We start from the raw sequence: 17,761 nt of genomic DNA, 5'->3' as shown, positions 1-17,761 counted from the left end.
TTGCTACAAAGCTAAATTTTTACAAATGCGACAAGGGACTAATCACACCGTTCGCTCCTTGTTGTAAAACATGCGTATAAATTTGTGTGGTGCGCACATCACTGTGCCCCAATTGTGCTTGAACAGTACGAATATCTGCACCACTTTGCAGTAGGTGAGTCGCGAAGGAGTGCCGTAATGTGTGTGGTGTTACAAGCTTTATAAAGCCAGATTGTTTAGCAGCTTGTTTTATTGTTTTACGAATACAACTTACATCAAAATGATGACGTCTTATTTCGCCTGTTTCTGGGTTAGCACTTAACTTATAAGAGGGAAACAAAAACTGCCACGCGAGTGACTTATTGGCTGTAGGGTATTTTTTAGCAAGGGCAGTTGGCATCCATACCCCTGCAAATAGTTTGTTGTTTAAATCGCGTTTTAAATACTCATTGACTTGAATTATCTGATTCCTTAATAAAGGAATAAGCTCTCTAGCAAGTGTGACTATGCGGTGCTTGTTTCCTTTACCGTTCCAAATACGCACACAGAGATAATCAAAATCAATGTCCTGAATTCTCAAGTTAACCACTTCTCTACTTCTTAAGCCACTGCCATACATTAAACTCGCAACTAAATAATTCCGCTTAGTTAAATTTGAAAGTAACAAGCGAACTTCTTCACGACTTAAAATGGATGGAAGCTTTTGTTGGCGATTACTCTTAATAAAATTTAATTTTATCGAAAGCGACTGTTTAATAATGTGCCGATACATAAAGACAATAGCATTTAGAGCAAGTGCTTGTGTATTTGCTGCAAGATTTCGTTGTACTGTTAAGTAGTTTAAAAACGTTTCAACTTCGGTATCTCCCATTGAAGCTGGATGACGTTTATTGTGAAAATTAATATAGGCAGCTATCCAATGAATATATGATTCGATTGTTTGTTTTGCATATCTTTTAGAATGCATTTCCTCAATGACTAAATTTAAAAATGGAGAACGTGTTTTCATAAGAACTGACTTTTATTTTACTGTAATTATATACAGTATTGCAGTTTTTCCTCCTTAATCAAATTAACAGGCAATTTGCCTCTTTTTACCAGTTAACTATGAAGAGTTATTCAGCTAAGTTGATGACTAGTAAATGTTTATAACAAATGTTATAAACTGGCTTGAAGATAAACAGGCGATGTTGCGGTAGAAAAAGAGGCAACTCGCCTCTTAATAAACTGTTAAATCTCTTTAGGTAGTCACTCATGGATTTCGAGATCGAATTACAAAACATCCGGTTCGACGAATATGATGAAGCTGATATGGAAGCGCTTTATGATTTCATTGATCGCCTTGAGGAGCTTCCTAATAAAAGGGAAGCAATTCCAGCGATATTCAGCTTCATCGAAAAGTTTAATGATAAAGATCTTGGATCACCGGGACCATTGGTTCATTTCATCGAAGAAGAAGACGATTATCACGATTATTTGAAGTCGTCTTTATGTCGGAAACCTACAGGGTTAACTGTTTGGATGGTAAACCGCATACTCAATGGTCTGCCCGATGAAGAAAAGCATGAATGGCTGATAAGCCTAGAATCAGCTTCTAAAAGTGAATATGCTGATGAAGTTGCTAAAGGCGAAGCAAAAAGGTATTTGGAGTTTCAGTGTGGCGAGATTTAACAAGGGCCAGCAACGGACCTCCGGCAATTGTCGCCTTTTGTGCGGGGCAAAAAAGTCGCCAATCACCTCCGGCCGCTGTGGCCGGCGTTAGCTGTATAAGGAAGGAATATGGCAATTTTTGAGTTGTTTTCAAAGAGACAGAAAAAGATACGGGGGGAAGTCCCAGACGTATATGTTTATGAGGAAATACCGCAATCTTTGCGCGTTCAAATAGTGCACATTATTCAAGACACCATCGGGCAAGATAAATACGAAAACAGAGCTCATGGTGCTTACGAATTTATACACAAAGCTTTATGTAAAGAATACGGCGTTTTCTCTCTCAAAAAACACGCGAGAAGTAATGATGAGGCTATTCTTGATTACTTTTTGAGTTGTGATGACTACGGGAAATGTTTGGATATCATTGAAATCTGTTTCCGAATCATCAATAACTATGTTGCTGATAACTATTACAACTACAAACAATACACAACTTCAAGCCAAGAACCGGAAGATGCTATTAATGAGTTAAATTCAAGATTTAAAGAGTCTGGAGTTGGATACCAATTTGAATCTGGAGAGCTGATTCGAGTAGATTCGCAATTTATTCACTCCGAGACAGTTAAGCCCGTATTACAGCTTTTAGGCTCTGTTAACGAGTATCGTGGTTCAAACGATGAATTCCTTTCCGCACATGAGCATTACAGGCATAAGCGATATAAAGAATGCCTTAACGACTGCCTCAAATCTTTTGAAAGTCTAATGAAAGCCATACACGAAAAGCATTCATGGGCTTATGGTCAAAATGACACAGCTAAAAAGCTAATAAATAGCTGTTTATCTAATAATCTAGTGCCTGAATATCTCCAGAATCAATTTTCGTCAGTAAGAATATTACTGGAAAGCGGAATCCCTACTGTAAGGAATAAGGAAGGTGGGCACGGTCAAGGTTCTGAGATATCAAATGTTCCAGAGCACCTTGCAAGTTACACTTTGCATTTAACTGCGACGAATTTGTTGTTTCTTGCAAAGTGCGAAGAAACATACAGCTAACAAACGCGTCAATCGGGACTGGTTTTCCGCTGGCGCTCCAAACCAGCCCATTACACGGGCGTTAGGTGTATAGGAGGTTGAGGTGACACACGCAGGGGCAGGGGCAATTTTTCCACTACTTATTCTGTTATTAGTATCTTTACCAACCACCTTGATTTGGGTCTTTCGTGGTCAAGGTAATGCTAGAAAAAGGCGCATTATAGGTTTCTCTCAAATAGCCATTTGCGCTATAGCAATAATTTTATGCTTTTCTGGTGTTACTTATCTTCAAAGCATTGGATTTGTAGGTGCTTTTATAGTTTTAATAGCTATGCTGTTTACACCCTTAGTATTAAAAAACAGAGTGTAATATACACCTAACAAAGCAAATTAAAAGTGCGGACAAATAACAGTTGGCTTTGTTCGTACCTCACAAATTTTAGCCAACTATTTTTAGCCGTTTATTTGCGGCGTTAGGCATCAAATGAAAATTACAATACGGAAAGCTGAAATTGCCGATAGTGCTGCACTAAGTATGTTGTGGCAGTTTTACCAATATCACCAGAGTGCGTTTGACCTAGAAGATGTGGGGTCAGACGGTCGCTTTGACATTGATGAAGAATATCTTGCTTCTATAATTCGCGGTGAAGAAGAATGCGTCGCTTACCTTTTTTTTGTTGCTGGTCAGGTTGCAGGCTTTGCTACGGTTGAACCAACCGAGATTATGGGTAAGGAAATGCCTGAATTAGCCGATATATTTGTTCTTCCTAAATATCGAAAGCAGGGCATCGCCAAATTTGTCGTTCAACATTTGATGCAAGCTGAAACTAATCAATGGCATGTAGCTGTCTACTTTAACGATAGCTTGGCATTAAAGTTTTGGAGTGACTTGTTTACTAAATTAAATGTGGCGCTTGTTGATAAAGTAGAGCCCCCTGAAACAGAAGGCTTTCACGAGTTTGTCATTACAAATGCCTAACAAACCGGTCAAGGGTGGACGCAAAACAGTAGGCTTGCGCTCGTGCCTCGCTAATTTTAGCCTACTATTTATGCGCCGCTTACCGAGGCGTTGTTAGGCATTCAATCGATTCAAAGGAAAATATATGGATATAAATGAATTTTGGGAAATAATCGAGCTTGGAAAAGACTCCGAAGAACCGGAAGATAACTTAAGAATTAATTTAGAAAAATTAACTCCTGAAGAAATCGTTTCGTTTAAAACTCATTTTGATTATTTTTTTGATAGAGCTTACACGTGGAATCTATGGGGTGCTGCTTATATCATAGGTGGAGGATGTTCTGATGATGGCTTTATCGATTTTAGGTATGGGCTAATTTCACAAGGACGAGTTGTATATTCTAATGCAATTGAAAATCCTGAATCATTAGCCGAACTTGGTGAAGATCTCGAAATTGAAAATGAGCTTTATGGGTATGTCGCAGATGAAGTGTATGAAGAAAAAACAGGTAAAGAGATTTCGATAAGTGCTGTCCCTGACAACGAAGATTCTATGGGGGAAGAGTGGGATTTTGATGATGAAGAAGAAAATATAAAAAGATTTCCCAAGCTAATGGCTTTGTATTGGTAGATGCCTAACAAGCCACTGAAGTGCTGAACTGCCAACAGTTTGCTCGGTTTCGCTCCGCTTCACAAATTTAGCAAACTGTTTTCAGCCTTAGTGGGGCGTTAGGTTGCCAATGAGACATGTCATCATACTTCTGATTTTATTGTCAGTTACTGTTAAGGCTGAAACAGTAATCGTTCCAATTCCTGATGGTATGATTGCTTTTTGGTCATTTGAGCCAGAAACAGAGTTGGAAAGTAAGGCATTTGAAGCGGCTAAAAAATATTTGAAAGATAAAAAAGAAAACTTAAACAAATATTACCTCGCCGAAAATGGGCTGGATGTTAAAACTGGCTTATACCACTTTTATATTATGCACACTTCCACTTATCGTAAAAACACTATGGTAGTTGATGAGTCATATAAAAATGGTGTTCTGTATTACAGCGCACAAAAAGATAAAGTTGTTGAGTTTCATCACAAATAGCAACCTAACAAGCTAATTAGATTGATATTCTTGTCGCACGCTTGAATTCATTAACCACAATATTTTCACATCTTTTTTTAACTTCAATTCTCACATTTATTACGGGCTGTAAATTACTTTTAATAACAAAGCGCCATAGCTAACCTGTTGTTTAATAATACGCGATATGTTGAGATGTATTGGTATTTATATCAATGTTGCTGGAGAGTTTATGAGTAATGACCTGTTTCAAAAAGTCCGTTTTGTAATTGCTAAAATCTTTGTGTTTATATTTTTAGGCATGGCGTTAGCTTTGTTGTACTCACTTGGAAAATCGACATTAAGCGGCATTTTGGCAGGTGAAGACGTTACCCAAATCTTCTTAAACGGCATTAATACAGGCATTATTGCATTGGCAGTGTTTGAGCTAGCCTTAGTGATCCATAAAGAATACTCGGTGGCCGAAGAAAGTAACAATGCCATTGAGAGTTTGCGTGGCACAATTCCGCGTTTTATTGGTACTGTGAGTATCGCGCTTTCATTAGAGGGGCTGATTATGGTTATTAAGTACAGTCAACTTGAACTTGCAGGTAATTTGTATTACCCCGTAGCCATTATTATTAGCACCGCGTTTTTACTAGCATCTTTAGGTGTGTTTTTATATTTAACGCGGGATACAACAAATAACAAAACGTAGCAATTTGTGATAGCCCAAACACTTAAATAGTTGGGCTATTTTTTTGCAATAAGCTTATTACTTAGCGATAGAAAGCCAGCGACTTTGGCCTTTAAATTTTGGGCGAAAAGGGCAACACGCACTAATAACTCATTAATATTTTTATACAATTATTATTTGCTGAGTGTAATTAAGCAATAGATACTAAATGCCATCTAACGCTATGCAAAAACAGGGAATTTAATTGTGTTAACCGCAAAAATCGCGTCTGTGACCATAGGGCTTGTCTTATCTTTTAGCCTTTATGCTAAAGAACAGCCCACAACACAAACAACAAAAAGCGCTATCGAAAGCGTAATTAACAGTTACGTTTCACATGGTGCATTTGAAGGTGTGTTACTGGTTTCTCAATCAGGTGAAAAAATATTTGAGCAGGCATACGGCTTTGCTAATTATGACAATCGCACACCAATTAGCGTAAATAGTTCGTTTCAAATTGCATCGCTTTGTAAACCCATTACAGCCACGTTAGTGCTTAAACTTAAAGAGCAAGGCAAACTTAAGCTTGAAAGTACATTAGCCGACTACTTTACTGAATTTGATAATGATATTGGCCGACAAATCACATTACATCATTTATTGAATCATACATCGGGTATACCTAATCACTTTACCTTCAATAACTGGTTTAATCGTGACTTTCACAAAGTAACCACTGAGCAGGCATTTGTTGATGTCATTGCAAATATGCCGTTAAGCGCTGAGCCTGGTGAAGAGCACAATTATTCAAACCCTGCATACTTTCTGTTAGGTAAAATCATTGAAAAAGTCACAGGGCAATCATTTGCACAGAGTCTAAAAAACAATATTTTAGCACCACTTAATATGACGCATTCTGGTGTTGCCCCTGGCAATACACAAAGTGATCGCGTGATTAAAGCGCACCAATGGCAAGATGCTGGTGGCTATAAACGTGAACCAGACAACAACTACAAATTATTTGGTGCAGGTGCCGCCATTTATAGTAGCGCCGATGATTTATATCGATTTGATTTAGCGCTTTATGGCACAGAACTAGTTAATGCACAAAGCAAGCGCCAATTGTTTAACCCTGATCTACCTTACAGTTGGCGAGTAGGCAAATTGCCAATTACAGAGTCACGTAATGTGAATGCCCATATGTATGATGGCAAAATAAAAGGCTACAGCAGCATGGTGCTGCGTCTTATAGATGATAAACACAGCGTTATTCTACTTAGCAATAATGGTATGAGTTACCAATTGAAACGCCAACTAGTAGGGGATATTGCCAAGGTGCTTTATGGCGAGCAGGCACCTAACCGTGAAAATGATGTTGCGCTTGCATTAACACAAGCGATTACCACTGGCACCTTTGAAAAGCTATTAACCGATATTAAAGCCAACAAATACACATTAGATGAAGGCATGATGACATCGTTTGCCTATGAGTTACTTTGGGCAAACCTAGCAAGTAAATCGTTACAGTTATTTGCTGTGATCGGTAACCAATTTAAGCAATCTGAAGATGCGAAACATCATTTTGCAAAGGCGTGTAATCACAGATTGGTTAAGAACTTAGAAGAACGAAACGCTATTTGCGGTGCAACAATTTAAAAGGCCTTTAATACTTAACAGGCGTTATGTGAACGAACTTAGGTGTAGGTGGCGTGTTTAGTGATGGCCTACATTTTTTTCGGCGTTGAACATGAATTACTAGGGATCTTTGAATCAAGCGGCTTAATGAAGTGATTTACCTTAAGCGTTAAATGCATAACGGTTAGTGAATGATCGTTATACGTTAGTAGCGAAACGCTCACCGGAGTGTTTCATGGTCTCTATTGTCGACAATTAACACCTCTGTAGTCCAATTTAATAAAATTAATTGCTAAAATTGTCGACAATCTGTTGATCTCTTCGTCAATCACTCCTATATTACCCCTAGTTATTGTCGACAATAGTTAGGTTTTAAATTGGAAAATGAAGTAAAAACAGCGTCAGATAAAGTTTTTGTCGACATTCGTCAAGCCATTGTGGAAGGTGAAATAGCGCAAGGCTCAAAAATCTCTGAGCCAGAACTCTCCAAAAAGCATCAAGTTAGCCGCGCAACCTTGCGTGAGGCGCTTAATCGTTTAGAAAGCTGTCATTTAATCGAGCGCAAAGCCAATGTGGGCTGCCGTGTAATTTCGCTTACCCCAGAAAAGTTAGATGAAATTTATCAAGTACGTAGCGCCCTTGAGGGGCTAGCGTGCCGTTTAGCAGCAACCAATATGACAGACGATGAAATCAATCAGGTAAAAGCCTTACTTGATGATCATTTGTCGACACAACGGGTGCGCCAAGGGGAGTCTTACTACCAAGAAGAAGGTGACTTAGATTTTCACTACCGCATTATTAAAGGCAGTAAAAACAGCCACTTAATTAATCTATTGTGCAACGAATTATACCAATTAGTGCGAATGTACCGAGTGCAAATGGGCATGAATGGCCCACGTGTTAGTAAAGCATTTGATGAGCATTTGGCTATTATTAATGCCATTGCAGCGCGTGATGGCGAACTAGCCGAATTATTAATGAAAAGACATATCGCGGCATCAGGTAACAATATTGAACGTAAGTTTCAGTAATGCGTGATGCCAATAAAAGTGTAAACAAATTTAGTTAGCGTAACGCTAGCGTACAAATATAAAAATACCGTTCAAAGGAGACATACATGTCAGCAGGTTTGAAGTTTCGCCAAGCATTAGCAGAGAACCAACCGCTTCAAGTGGTCGGCACTATCAATGCTTATACTGCAATGATGGCAGAGAAGGTAGGGCATAAAGCCATTTACTTATCAGGCGCTGGGGTTGCCAACGCCAGTTACGGTTTACCCGATTTAGGCATGACAAGCTTAGATAATGTGCTTGAAGATATTCGCCGTATTACCAGCGCATCTGATTTACCACTACTCGTCGATGCCGATACAGGCTGGGGCGGTGCATTTAATATTGCGCGTACCGTAAAAGAAATGACAAAAGCAGGTGCCGCGGGTTTTCATATTGAAGATCAAGTCGCGCAAAAGCGTTGTGGCCATCGTCCAAATAAAGAAATCGTAAGCCAGCAAGAAATGGTTGACCGTATTAAAGCGGCGGTTGATGCAAAAACTGATGAGCATTTTTACATTATGGCGCGTACCGATGCGTTTCAAAAAGAAGGGTTAAATGCCGCAATCGACCGCGCTGCTGCGTGTATTGAAGCAGGTGCCGATGCAATCTTTGCAGAAGCAGTGCACGACCTTGCTGACTATAAAGCATTTAGCGATGCGCTTAATGTACCAATTCTCGCCAATATTACTGAATTTGGCCAAACACCAATTTATTCAAAAACCCAATTAGAAGAAGTGGGTGTTGGCATGGTGCTTTACCCGCTAAGTGCGTTTAGAGCAATGAATAAAGCGGCGCTTAATGTATATAACACAATTTTAAGTGAAGGCTCGCAAGCAAACGCCATTGATTCAATGCAAACCCGCGCTGAGTTGTATGACTTTTTAGATTACCACTCGTTTGAAAACACACTTGATAAACTTTTTCAGAATAATAAATAAGGGGCAGGAAAATGGTAGATAAAGCATTAGGCGGAGCAGGATTACGTGGTCAAGTTGCTGGTGAAACAGCGTTATGTACAGTAGGTAAATCAGGCAGTGGTTTAACGTATTGTGGTTATGATATTTCAGAACTTGCAGATAAAGTTGAATTTGAAGAAGTATCTTACCTTTTAAGCCGTGGCGAATTACCAAATCAATCACAACTTGATGAGTACAAAGCGAAACTAAAAACACTTCGAGGTTTACCAGCGGCACTTAAAAGTGTTCTAGAGTCTATTCCGAAATCAGCGCACCCAATGGATGTAATGCGTACGGGTTGTTCAATGCTCGGCAACCTTGAAATGGAAACCGACTTTAACGATGTGAACGACCATATCGACCGTATGGTTGCGGTATTCCCAAGTATTATTTGTTATTGGTATCGTTTCTCGCACGACGGTGTACGTGTTGATGTTGAAACTAATGACGATTCAATTGGCGCGCACTTCTTACATTTATTACACGACAAAGCACCAAGCGAGCTATTCGCTAAGGTAATGAATGTATCGCTAATTTTATACGCAGAGCATGAATTTAACGCATCTACGTTCACAGCGCGCGTATGTGCATCAACACTGTCTGATGTGCATTCATGTGTAACCGGTGCAATTGGCTCATTACGTGGCCCACTGCACGGTGGTGCAAACGAAGCCGCAATGGAAATGATTGAGAACTTCACAAGTGCTGATCAAGCGGAAGAAGCACTGATGGGCATGCTTGAGCGTAAAGAAAAAATCATGGGCTTTGGCCACGCAATTTACCGCGAGTCTGACCCGCGCAATGTGATCATCAAAAAGTGGTCTGAATTACTTGCGAAAGAAGTAGGCGATGACGTGCTTTACCCAGTGTCTGTGCGCTGTGAAGAAGTAATGTGGCGTGAGAAAAAGCTATTTTGTAATGCTGATTTCTTCCATGCATCGGCATATCACTTTATGGGTATTCCAACAGCGTTATTCACGCCAATCTTTGTAATGAGCCGTGTAACAGGCTGGACAGCACACGTGAAAGAACAACGTGCTAATAACCGTATTATTCGTCCAAGTGCTGATTACACAGGCCCAGAAGCACGCGAAGTACCACCTATTTCAGCGCGTTAATGTCGCATTATATCAAGGCATGCCTAGCATGCCTTTACTCCGAGTTTGTTGTGGAGCCCATATGAATACCCAATACCGTCAAAAGCTAGGCAATACCGTTCTAGATTATTTTAATGTTGAAGCCGCGGTGAATGCCATTTCACCGGGGAGCTATCAACAATTACCTTACACTTCAAAAGTGCTTGCTGAGAACCTTGTTCGCCGCTGCGAACCTTCAATGCTAACTGATTCGTTAAAACAACTGATTGAGCGCAAGCGCGACCTTGATTTTCCGTGGTTTCCAGCACGTGTGGTGTGTCACGATATTTTAGGCCAAACTGCACTGGTTGATTTAGCTGGCCTTCGTGATGCCATCGCAGAGCAAGGCGGCGACCCATCATTAGTTAACCCTGTTGTACCAACACAGCTGATTGTTGATCACTCCCTTGCGGTAGAGCACGGTGGTTACGATAAAGACGCATTTGAAAAAAACCGTGCGATTGAAGATCGCCGTAATGAAGACCGCTTCCATTTTATTAATTGGACTAAAACGGCATTTAAAAATATTGATGTTATCCCTCCGGGTAACGGTATTTTGCACCAAATCAACCTTGAGAAGATGTCGCCGGTAGTACAAGCCCGCGATGGCGTTGCCTTCCCAGATACTTTAGTGGGCACAGACAGCCATACACCGCATGTAGATGCATTAGGTGTTATCGCCATTGGTGTCGGCGGCCTTGAAGCTGAAAGTGTAATGTTAGGCCGCGCATCGTATATGCGTTTACCTGACATTGTAGGTGTTGAAATTGTCGGTGAGCGTAAGCCTGGTATCACAGCAACTGATATTGTGTTAGCAATTACTGAGTTTTTACGTAACGAAAAAGTGGTGTCTACTTACCTTGAATTCTTCGGGGAAGGTACGCAGCACTTAAATTTAGGTGATCGTGCAACCATTTCAAATATGACGCCAGAATACGGCGCAACTGCGGCCATGTTCTACATTGATGAAAAGACCATTGATTACTTAAAGCTAACAGGCCGTGAAGACAGTCAAATTAAACTCGTAGAAGAATACGCAAAAACCACAGGCCTTTGGGCATCTGAAATGACTGAGGCGAAATACGAGCGTGTATTAACCTTTGATTTAAGTGCGGTTGGCCGTAATATCGCAGGGCCTTCTAACCCGCATCGCCGTGTAGCAACGAGTGAACTTAAAAACACTGACTTACTGGGTGATTATTCGCATACAGATACACAAATGCCAGATGGTGCGGTAATTGTGGCAGCTATCACTAGCTGTACCAATACATCAAACCCACGCAATATGATTGCCGCAGGTTTAATTGCGCGAAATGCAAATAAACTCGGCTTAACCCGTAAGCCTTGGGTTAAATCTTCGCTTGCGCCGGGTTCTAAAGTGGTTAAAAGCTACTTGGAAGAAGCAAACTTACTACCAGAGCTTGAAAGCTTAGGTTTTGGTGTTGTGGGTTTTGCCTGTACCTCGTGTAATGGTATGAGTGGCGCACTAGACCCTGTTATTCAACAAGAAATCATTGAGCGCGATTTATATACTACTGCGGTACTTTCAGGTAACCGTAACTTTGATGGCCGCATTCACCCACATGCAAACCAAGCGTTCTTAGCGTCGCCACCACTGGTTATTGCCTACGCAATTGCAGGGAGTATTCGTTTTGATATTGAAAACGATGTACTGGGTGTATCAGCTGAAGGTAAAGAAATTCGCTTAAATGATATTTGGCCAAGCGATGAAGAAATTGATGCAGTAATTGCCAAAAGCGTTAAGCCAGAGCAATTTAATGCGGTTTATACGCCAATGTTCGATTTAACCGTAGATTATGGCGAAGACAATAACCCACTATACGATTGGCGTGAAATGAGTACCTACATTCGCCGTCCACCCTATTGGGAAGGTGCACTTGCCAAACCTCGTACTATGACAGGCATGCGTCCGCTTGCTGTACTTGGCGATAACATTACGACTGACCATTTATCACCGTCTAATGCCATCCAAGCAAGCAGTGCCGCAGGGGAATACCTTGCCAAAATGGGGTTACCAGAAGAAGACTTTAACTCGTATGCAACGCACCGAGGCGATCACTTAACAGCGCAGCGAGCTACTTTTGCCAACCCTAAACTGTTTAATGAAATGGTGTTAGAGAATGGCGAAGTAAAACAAGGGTCACTTGCGCGTATTGAGCCTGAAGGCAAAGTGACCCGTATGTGGGAAGCCATTGAAACTTATATGGAGCGTAAACAACCGCTAATTATTATTGCCGGTGCTGATTACGGCCAAGGTTCATCTCGTGACTGGGCGGCAAAAGGTGTGCGCTTGGCAGGGGTTGAAGCCATTGTGGCAGAGGGTTTTGAGCGTATTCACCGTACTAACTTAATTGGTATGGGTGTTATGCCGCTTGAATTTAAAGCTGGCACAACGCGTAAAACACTGTCAATTGACGGCACAGAAACCTATGATGTTAAAGGCGAGCCTGCGCCAGGATGTGATTTAACGCTGATTATCAATCGCGCAAATGGCGAAGTGGTAGAGGTGCCGGTTACCTGTCGTTTAGATACAGCGGAAGAAGTCTCTATTTACAGTGCGGGTGGTGTATTGCAACGCTTTGCACAAGACTTTTTAGCGGAGACAGCAGCGAGTTAATCGCTGCTATACCTCACTATGACAACAAAATATAAAGTTCCAGCAACTTATATGCGTGGCGGTACCAGTAAAGGGGTGTTTTTTAAGCTAAGCGATTTACCGCTTGAAGCACAAGCGCCTGGCGAATTTCGTGATAAGTTACTAATGCGTGTGATTGGCAGCCCTGATCCTTACGAGAAGCAAATCGATGGTATGGGCGGTGCAACGTCCAGCACCAGTAAAACGGTAATTGTCGCCAAAAGCGATAAAGCGGACCACGACGTTGATTACTTATTTGGCCAAGTTGCAATCGATAAACCAAGTGTTGATTGGAGCGGTAACTGCGGTAATTTAACGGCTGCTGTGGGCGCATTTGCCATTAACAATGGTTTTGTAGATGCATCGCGTATTCCGCAAAACGGCGATCTTGAAGTGCGTATTTGGCAAAAAAACATCGAAAAAACGCTGGTGGTGCAAGTACCCATCAAAGACGGGGAAGTTAATGAGGTTGGCGACTTTAAACTTGATGGCGTCGCATTTACAAGCAGCGAAATTAAAGTGCAATTCCTTGCACCATCCCCTGTGGGCGAGAACATGTTCCCAACCGGGAATTTGGTTGATACGTTAACGGTTGACGGCTTAGGGGATATTCCAGCAACCATGATTAACGCGGGTATTCCCACCATTTTTGTTAATAGTCATGACATTAACTACAGTGGTGTGGAGCTGCAAGAAGACATCAATGGTGATAGTGACAAGCTGGCTTTTTTTGAAAAGCTTAGAATCGCGGGAGCGCTTAAAATGGGTCTAATTAGTGATCCAAGTGAAGCGAAAACGCGCCAGCACACACCAAAAATTGCGTTTGTATCGCCTTCACAAGATTACATAAGTTCAAGCGGTGATATGGTTAAAAGTGCAAACATTGATTTAAATGTGCGTGCGCTTTCAATGGGTAAACTGCACCATGCGATGATGGGCACTGCAGCAGTAGCGATTGCGTGTGCTGCGGTGACAAAAGGCACATTAGTTAATTTAGCTGCTGGTGGCGGTGATATTTCAGATGTGAATTTTGGTCATCCATCAGGCACTATGAAAGTCGGCGCAAAAACAGCTGAAACTGACGCTGGCTGGCAAGCAGAGTTTGCTAGTATGAGCCGAAGTGCACGCGTGATTATGGAAGGCGTGTTACACGTACCTTTGTAAATACGCTGTAAATCATTAATTTTTAAGGGAGCTGTGGCTTCCTTTTTTCGTTCTAAAAGCGGGTATTTTGTCTTAAAGTCGTGTAAGAGATCTCTACAGTGCAAGATAATAAATAAACACCATTGTAAATCCGGTGTTAAATCTGATTAAAAAGCATTAAGTCTATGAATAGAAATGGATATTATTGACTTAATGTAAATGGCGTCGTTGTTGTACCTGATTTGAGACTCTATATAATGCATATCGTCGAGAAGATCACTACACAAGGAAAGTAGCATGAAAAAAACATTATTAGCGAGTTTAGTTACATTAACGTCGTTTGCAGCTTGTGCAAATGAATACCAGTCAATTTCAAACGCGTCATATGCAGATACGGACTACGATGAAATTGTAAGCATTGGTTCTGTATATTATTTTGATGCGCGTAAAGCACTTGGCCCATACAATGAATTTTCTTACATTAATACCAAGTCAAACATTGGCGCGTTTTATAGAGATAATGAGTATGTGGATAGTATTGGCGTACGCGGTGAATATTTCTTCAACAATTTTGTAGCGGGTGCTAATTACAGCCGCACAGATTCAGATTGGAGCGATGTTGATTCTTATGAAGCGTCATTTGGTTATTTATTTACGCCCGATCTAATCGCACGTATTCATTATCGTGATACGGATGTTTCAGGTTCTGACGGCAGCTTTTATGCAACGGCACAATATAATTTAAGCCTAAACACGACGGATTATGTTGGCTTTACGGCCTCTGTTGACGATGAGTTTGATTACTTAAGCCTAGATACCAAATATTATGCAGAGCTTGGCCAAGGTCGTTACGTAACTGTAAACCTTGATATTGATGCAGGTGACTTCGATCATTGGTTATTAGGTTCAAATTACTATTTCAATGAAGGTTTATCAGTATTTGCATCAGTTAATAAATCAGATGATATTCAAGTTGGTGGACGTTATTACTTTAATACCAACTGGGCTTTATCGGGTAGCTATGGTACAAATTTAGATAGCGATTTTGATTACGATATGTATCAAATTAATTTAACAGCACAGTTCTAAAAGAACCGTTGATTGTAATCTTGTGAAATGGAAGCATTCGCTTCCTTTTTTAATGTTAAAAGATTTTAGTTAACCTGAATGTGGGTTGAGAAACTAGCTAAGCATCTGAAATATAATAACCATCTTGTTTTATTCCTTCTGGAAAGCAGTTTGTTATCCCTAGCTCAGGTTAATTAGTCATTAAGTCGTAGACATCACCTTGATTAATCGCGATAATTTAGCCTAAAGTCAATTTATAAGTAAGGAATACTATGACCCGCGAATTAACCCTATTAGAAGGTCAAACCTTGTTTCAACAAGGCGACAAAGCAGAGCGTATGTATGTGATCCGCTCAGGTAAAATTAAGCTGGTTAAGTCAAAAATGGGACAATCCGTGGTATTAAGTTACTTAGGCGAGGGTGAGTTTTTAGGTGAGATGGCGATTATCACAAACTCATTGCGTAGTTGTTGTGCCATTGCAACGGAAGATACCGTATTGCAAGTATACGAGCGCGAACGCTTTGAAGAAATGTTAGCGAATAACGCGGGTATTGCCGCACGTATAATAGAAGGCTTGGCGGTACGTTTAGAAAAAACCACAGAACGTTTAATGGAACCTGTCACGTTGTTAGAAGCGGAAGGCGAATAAACGTTCAGTAAATCAAACTTTGCGTAAAATAGACTAGCACAACGCGTGAAGCCATATTTCAAGGTTAATTACTTGTATGTTTAATCAGGTTAGCAAAAAGTGGTTGTTGTATAGCCTGTTATCGTCGTTAATAAGTGTGTGTTGTGTGTACGTTTTGTCACAAAGTGATGCTTGGCAGCAACTTGAAAACACGGCATTTGATGCACAATCCAGTATTATTCCCGCCAACGTCAATAAAACCGATATTGTTATTGTTGCTATTGACGAGCAAAGTTTTGCGCACTACCAATCTAGTTGGCCTTGGCCTGCAGGTTATTACACTAATTTACTAAAACGGTTAAATCAGGCAGGCGCACAAGCGGTTGTATTAAATCTACCTATAGATGCTTTACCTAATGCAAATGAGGAAGAAGCTTCTAATTTGGCAAGCAGTATAACAGCTAGCAACTTGCCTGTTTATCTTGCGAAGAGTCAAAGCGGGCAGGACGATTCTTTATTAAATTATTATCGAGATGCGGGTGCAAAAATTAAGTCTTTTGAATTGTCATCTAATCTTGATGGTGTGATAAGACATTTACCGCATAGTAGCAGTATAAGTTACGCGTTTAGCGCACAAAACCCCACGAATAATACCCGAATTCACTTTATTGGCGATACAAACAGCTTTGTAACGATACCTTTCGTCAAGGCTACAAGTGCAAATCTGTTACCCGATCATATTTTCAAAGACAAAATTGTATTAGTAGGCATCGATATTCTTGCCAATACGCGTTTTGGTGACACGGCCATTGACCGCTATCGTACGCCTTTTACTTGGTTATCTGGCAATACAATGTCGGGTGTAGAGGTGCATGCTAACGCGATTGCTAATGTACAAAGCGGGTTAAGCATTTCAACGTTAACTGTATTGCAAACCGCATTTTTAGCTTTGTTGGTTGCATTGTTTGCAAGTTATCTATTTACTGCAGCGTCGTTGAAAAAATCACTGCTAGGTTTGGCGAAGTTACTTGGTTTCATTGTGATTATTTCACTTTTTGCGTTTTATCATGGTGTTTCACTGCCGGTAGTAAGTTTGTGTGCGATAGCAATCAGTAGTTATTTCTTTTACTTTGTTCTTGGCTTTAAAAAACAGCACAGACAGCAGCAGTTTATTACTAATGCGTTTTCACGTTATGTATCCGATCAGGTATTGCATGAGCTTAAAGACAACCCTACAAAGTTAGAGCTTGGCGGTGAGCGTAAATTTTTAGCGATTTTATTCGCTGATTTAGCTGGGTTTACCAAGCTTGCAGAGCAAACTCAGGCTGAACAAGTTGCGGATATTTTGCATCAGGTGCTGACAGCGCATAGTCGTATTATCGTAAAACACGGGGGCACGCTTGATAAATATTTAGGCGATGCGGTAATGGCGTTTTGGGGGGCTCCAGTAGCCTGTGAAAACTCGGTAGAAAAAGCGGTTGCTGCGGCAATTGAAATGAATGCAACTTGCGTAAAACTCAGTGAAGAATTACAACGCCAGGGTTTGCCTGAACTTAAGCTGCGTATAGGTGTAAATTATGGCGAAGTCATCGTTGGTCATCTTGGCTCAGATATTTTATTCGATTACACCTGCATTGGCGATGCGGTAAACCAAGCGGCGCGCCTAGAAAGCGCCAATCGATTGTACGGCAGTGATTTATTGATTGGACAAGCTGTTTATGAGCAACTCAACGACAAATCCCATTTTACCTTAATTGACAAAGTGGTATTAAAAGGTAAATCGCAGGCCATCAATATTTATTGTTATTTTGAAAGCACAAAGCACCAACAGGCATTAAAACAAGCATTTTCTGCGTATTGTGATAGGGATTGGCAAAAAGCGCACACCTACTATCAATCTCTTTATTCTGAACCAGAGTTAATGGTTTTATGTAGATTGTTTCTTGAGCGCATCGAAGAATATAAACGCCAAGCACTCCCAGCATCATGGGGTGGTGAGTCATATTTAGATAACAAATGACAGGCTATAATGCATTTATGCTAGCGCACCTGAGTACGAGGAAAGGTTAGTGCGCTTCGTCACATTTATGGATTAATAAATATGGCGCTAGTGTGACAATTAAAATGCACTAATTA

Annotated in this window: 17 protein-coding genes; 16 read left to right on the top strand and 1 reads right to left on the bottom strand. The window is 40.7% G+C overall.

All coding sequences use genetic code 11. The annotated features are described in order from the left end of the window. Positions 1-19: 19 nt before the first annotated feature. A complete protein-coding gene (locus PSPO_RS07925; RefSeq protein ID WP_010559968.1) occupies positions 20-988 on the bottom strand; it encodes an integron integrase in 969 nt (322 codons plus the stop codon). A gap of 245 nt (positions 989-1,233) precedes the next feature. On the opposite strand from PSPO_RS07925, the gene PSPO_RS07920 reads away from it, so the two are divergent. The 16 genes from PSPO_RS07920 to PSPO_RS07845 all read left to right on the top strand — a co-directional run bounded on the left by PSPO_RS07920 (position 1,234) and on the right by PSPO_RS07845 (position 17,645). Then, entirely contained in the window at positions 1,234-1,650 is a 417-nt protein-coding gene (locus PSPO_RS07920) for a hypothetical protein (protein WP_010559969.1), read from the top strand. Between the two features lie 108 nt (positions 1,651-1,758). Continuing rightward, positions 1,759-2,685, top strand: a complete 927-nt coding sequence (locus tag PSPO_RS07915) for an STM4504/CBY_0614 family protein (RefSeq protein ID WP_010559970.1) — start codon at positions 1,759-1,761, stop codon at positions 2,683-2,685. A gap of 82 nt (positions 2,686-2,767) precedes the next feature. Next, positions 2,768-3,034: a hypothetical protein gene (locus tag PSPO_RS07910; protein WP_010559971.1), complete on the top strand. Its 267-nt coding sequence runs from the start codon at positions 2,768-2,770 to the stop codon at positions 3,032-3,034. Positions 3,035-3,148: 114 nt separating this feature from the next. Continuing rightward, positions 3,149-3,643, top strand: a complete 495-nt coding sequence (locus PSPO_RS07905) for a GNAT family N-acetyltransferase (protein WP_010559972.1) — start codon at positions 3,149-3,151, stop codon at positions 3,641-3,643. Positions 3,644-3,767: 124 nt separating this feature from the next. Continuing rightward, complete coding sequence (locus tag PSPO_RS07900; RefSeq protein ID WP_010559973.1) at positions 3,768-4,253, top strand: DUF4240 domain-containing protein; 486 nt, start codon at positions 3,768-3,770, stop codon at positions 4,251-4,253. Between the two features lie 109 nt (positions 4,254-4,362). After that, the gene (locus PSPO_RS07895; RefSeq protein WP_010559974.1) at positions 4,363-4,716 is read left to right on the top strand and encodes a hypothetical protein; all 354 of its coding nucleotides are present in this window, start codon (positions 4,363-4,365) and stop codon (positions 4,714-4,716) included. 211 nt (positions 4,717-4,927) lie between these two features. After that, positions 4,928-5,392: a hypothetical protein gene (locus tag PSPO_RS07890; protein WP_010559975.1), complete on the top strand. Its 465-nt coding sequence runs from the start codon at positions 4,928-4,930 to the stop codon at positions 5,390-5,392. A 225-nt stretch (positions 5,393-5,617) separates the two neighbouring features. Next, complete coding sequence (locus tag PSPO_RS07885; RefSeq protein ID WP_010559976.1) at positions 5,618-7,006, top strand: serine hydrolase domain-containing protein; 1,389 nt, start codon at positions 5,618-5,620, stop codon at positions 7,004-7,006. Positions 7,007-7,362: 356 nt separating this feature from the next. Then, a complete protein-coding gene (locus PSPO_RS07880) occupies positions 7,363-8,016 on the top strand; it encodes a GntR family transcriptional regulator (protein ID WP_010559977.1) in 654 nt (217 codons plus the stop codon). 86 nt (positions 8,017-8,102) lie between these two features. Further along, positions 8,103-8,975 (top strand): methylisocitrate lyase, encoded by an 873-nt coding sequence (prpB, locus tag PSPO_RS07875; RefSeq protein ID WP_010559978.1) that lies wholly within the window; start codon positions 8,103-8,105, stop codon positions 8,973-8,975. 11 nt (positions 8,976-8,986) lie between these two features. Beyond that, the gene (gene prpC / locus PSPO_RS07870) at positions 8,987-10,111 is read left to right on the top strand and encodes a bifunctional 2-methylcitrate synthase/citrate synthase (RefSeq protein WP_010559979.1); all 1,125 of its coding nucleotides are present in this window, start codon (positions 8,987-8,989) and stop codon (positions 10,109-10,111) included. Between the two features lie 61 nt (positions 10,112-10,172). Then, positions 10,173-12,767: a Fe/S-dependent 2-methylisocitrate dehydratase AcnD gene (gene acnD, locus PSPO_RS07865; RefSeq protein ID WP_010559980.1), complete on the top strand. Its 2,595-nt coding sequence runs from the start codon at positions 10,173-10,175 to the stop codon at positions 12,765-12,767. Between the two features lie 18 nt (positions 12,768-12,785). Continuing rightward, positions 12,786-13,949 (top strand): 2-methylaconitate cis-trans isomerase PrpF, encoded by a 1,164-nt coding sequence (prpF, locus tag PSPO_RS07860; RefSeq protein ID WP_040641590.1) that lies wholly within the window; start codon positions 12,786-12,788, stop codon positions 13,947-13,949. A 276-nt stretch (positions 13,950-14,225) separates the two neighbouring features. Next, positions 14,226-15,017, top strand: coding sequence for a putative porin (locus PSPO_RS07855; protein WP_010559982.1), 792 nt, complete (start codon positions 14,226-14,228; stop codon positions 15,015-15,017). A gap of 251 nt (positions 15,018-15,268) precedes the next feature. Further along, positions 15,269-15,646, top strand: a complete 378-nt coding sequence (locus tag PSPO_RS07850) for a Crp/Fnr family transcriptional regulator (RefSeq protein WP_010559983.1) — start codon at positions 15,269-15,271, stop codon at positions 15,644-15,646. A gap of 76 nt (positions 15,647-15,722) precedes the next feature. Continuing rightward, positions 15,723-17,645, top strand: a complete 1,923-nt coding sequence (locus PSPO_RS07845) for an adenylate/guanylate cyclase domain-containing protein (protein WP_010559984.1) — start codon at positions 15,723-15,725, stop codon at positions 17,643-17,645. The last annotated feature ends 116 nt before the right edge of the window (positions 17,646-17,761 follow it).

The sequence above is a fragment of the Pseudoalteromonas spongiae UST010723-006 genome, assembly GCF_000238255.3.
GTDB classification, from domain to species: domain Bacteria; phylum Pseudomonadota; class Gammaproteobacteria; order Enterobacterales; family Alteromonadaceae; genus Pseudoalteromonas; species Pseudoalteromonas spongiae.
The sequence above is the reverse complement of the archived record's forward strand: the minus strand, read 5'-3'. Positions and strand labels throughout refer to the sequence as shown.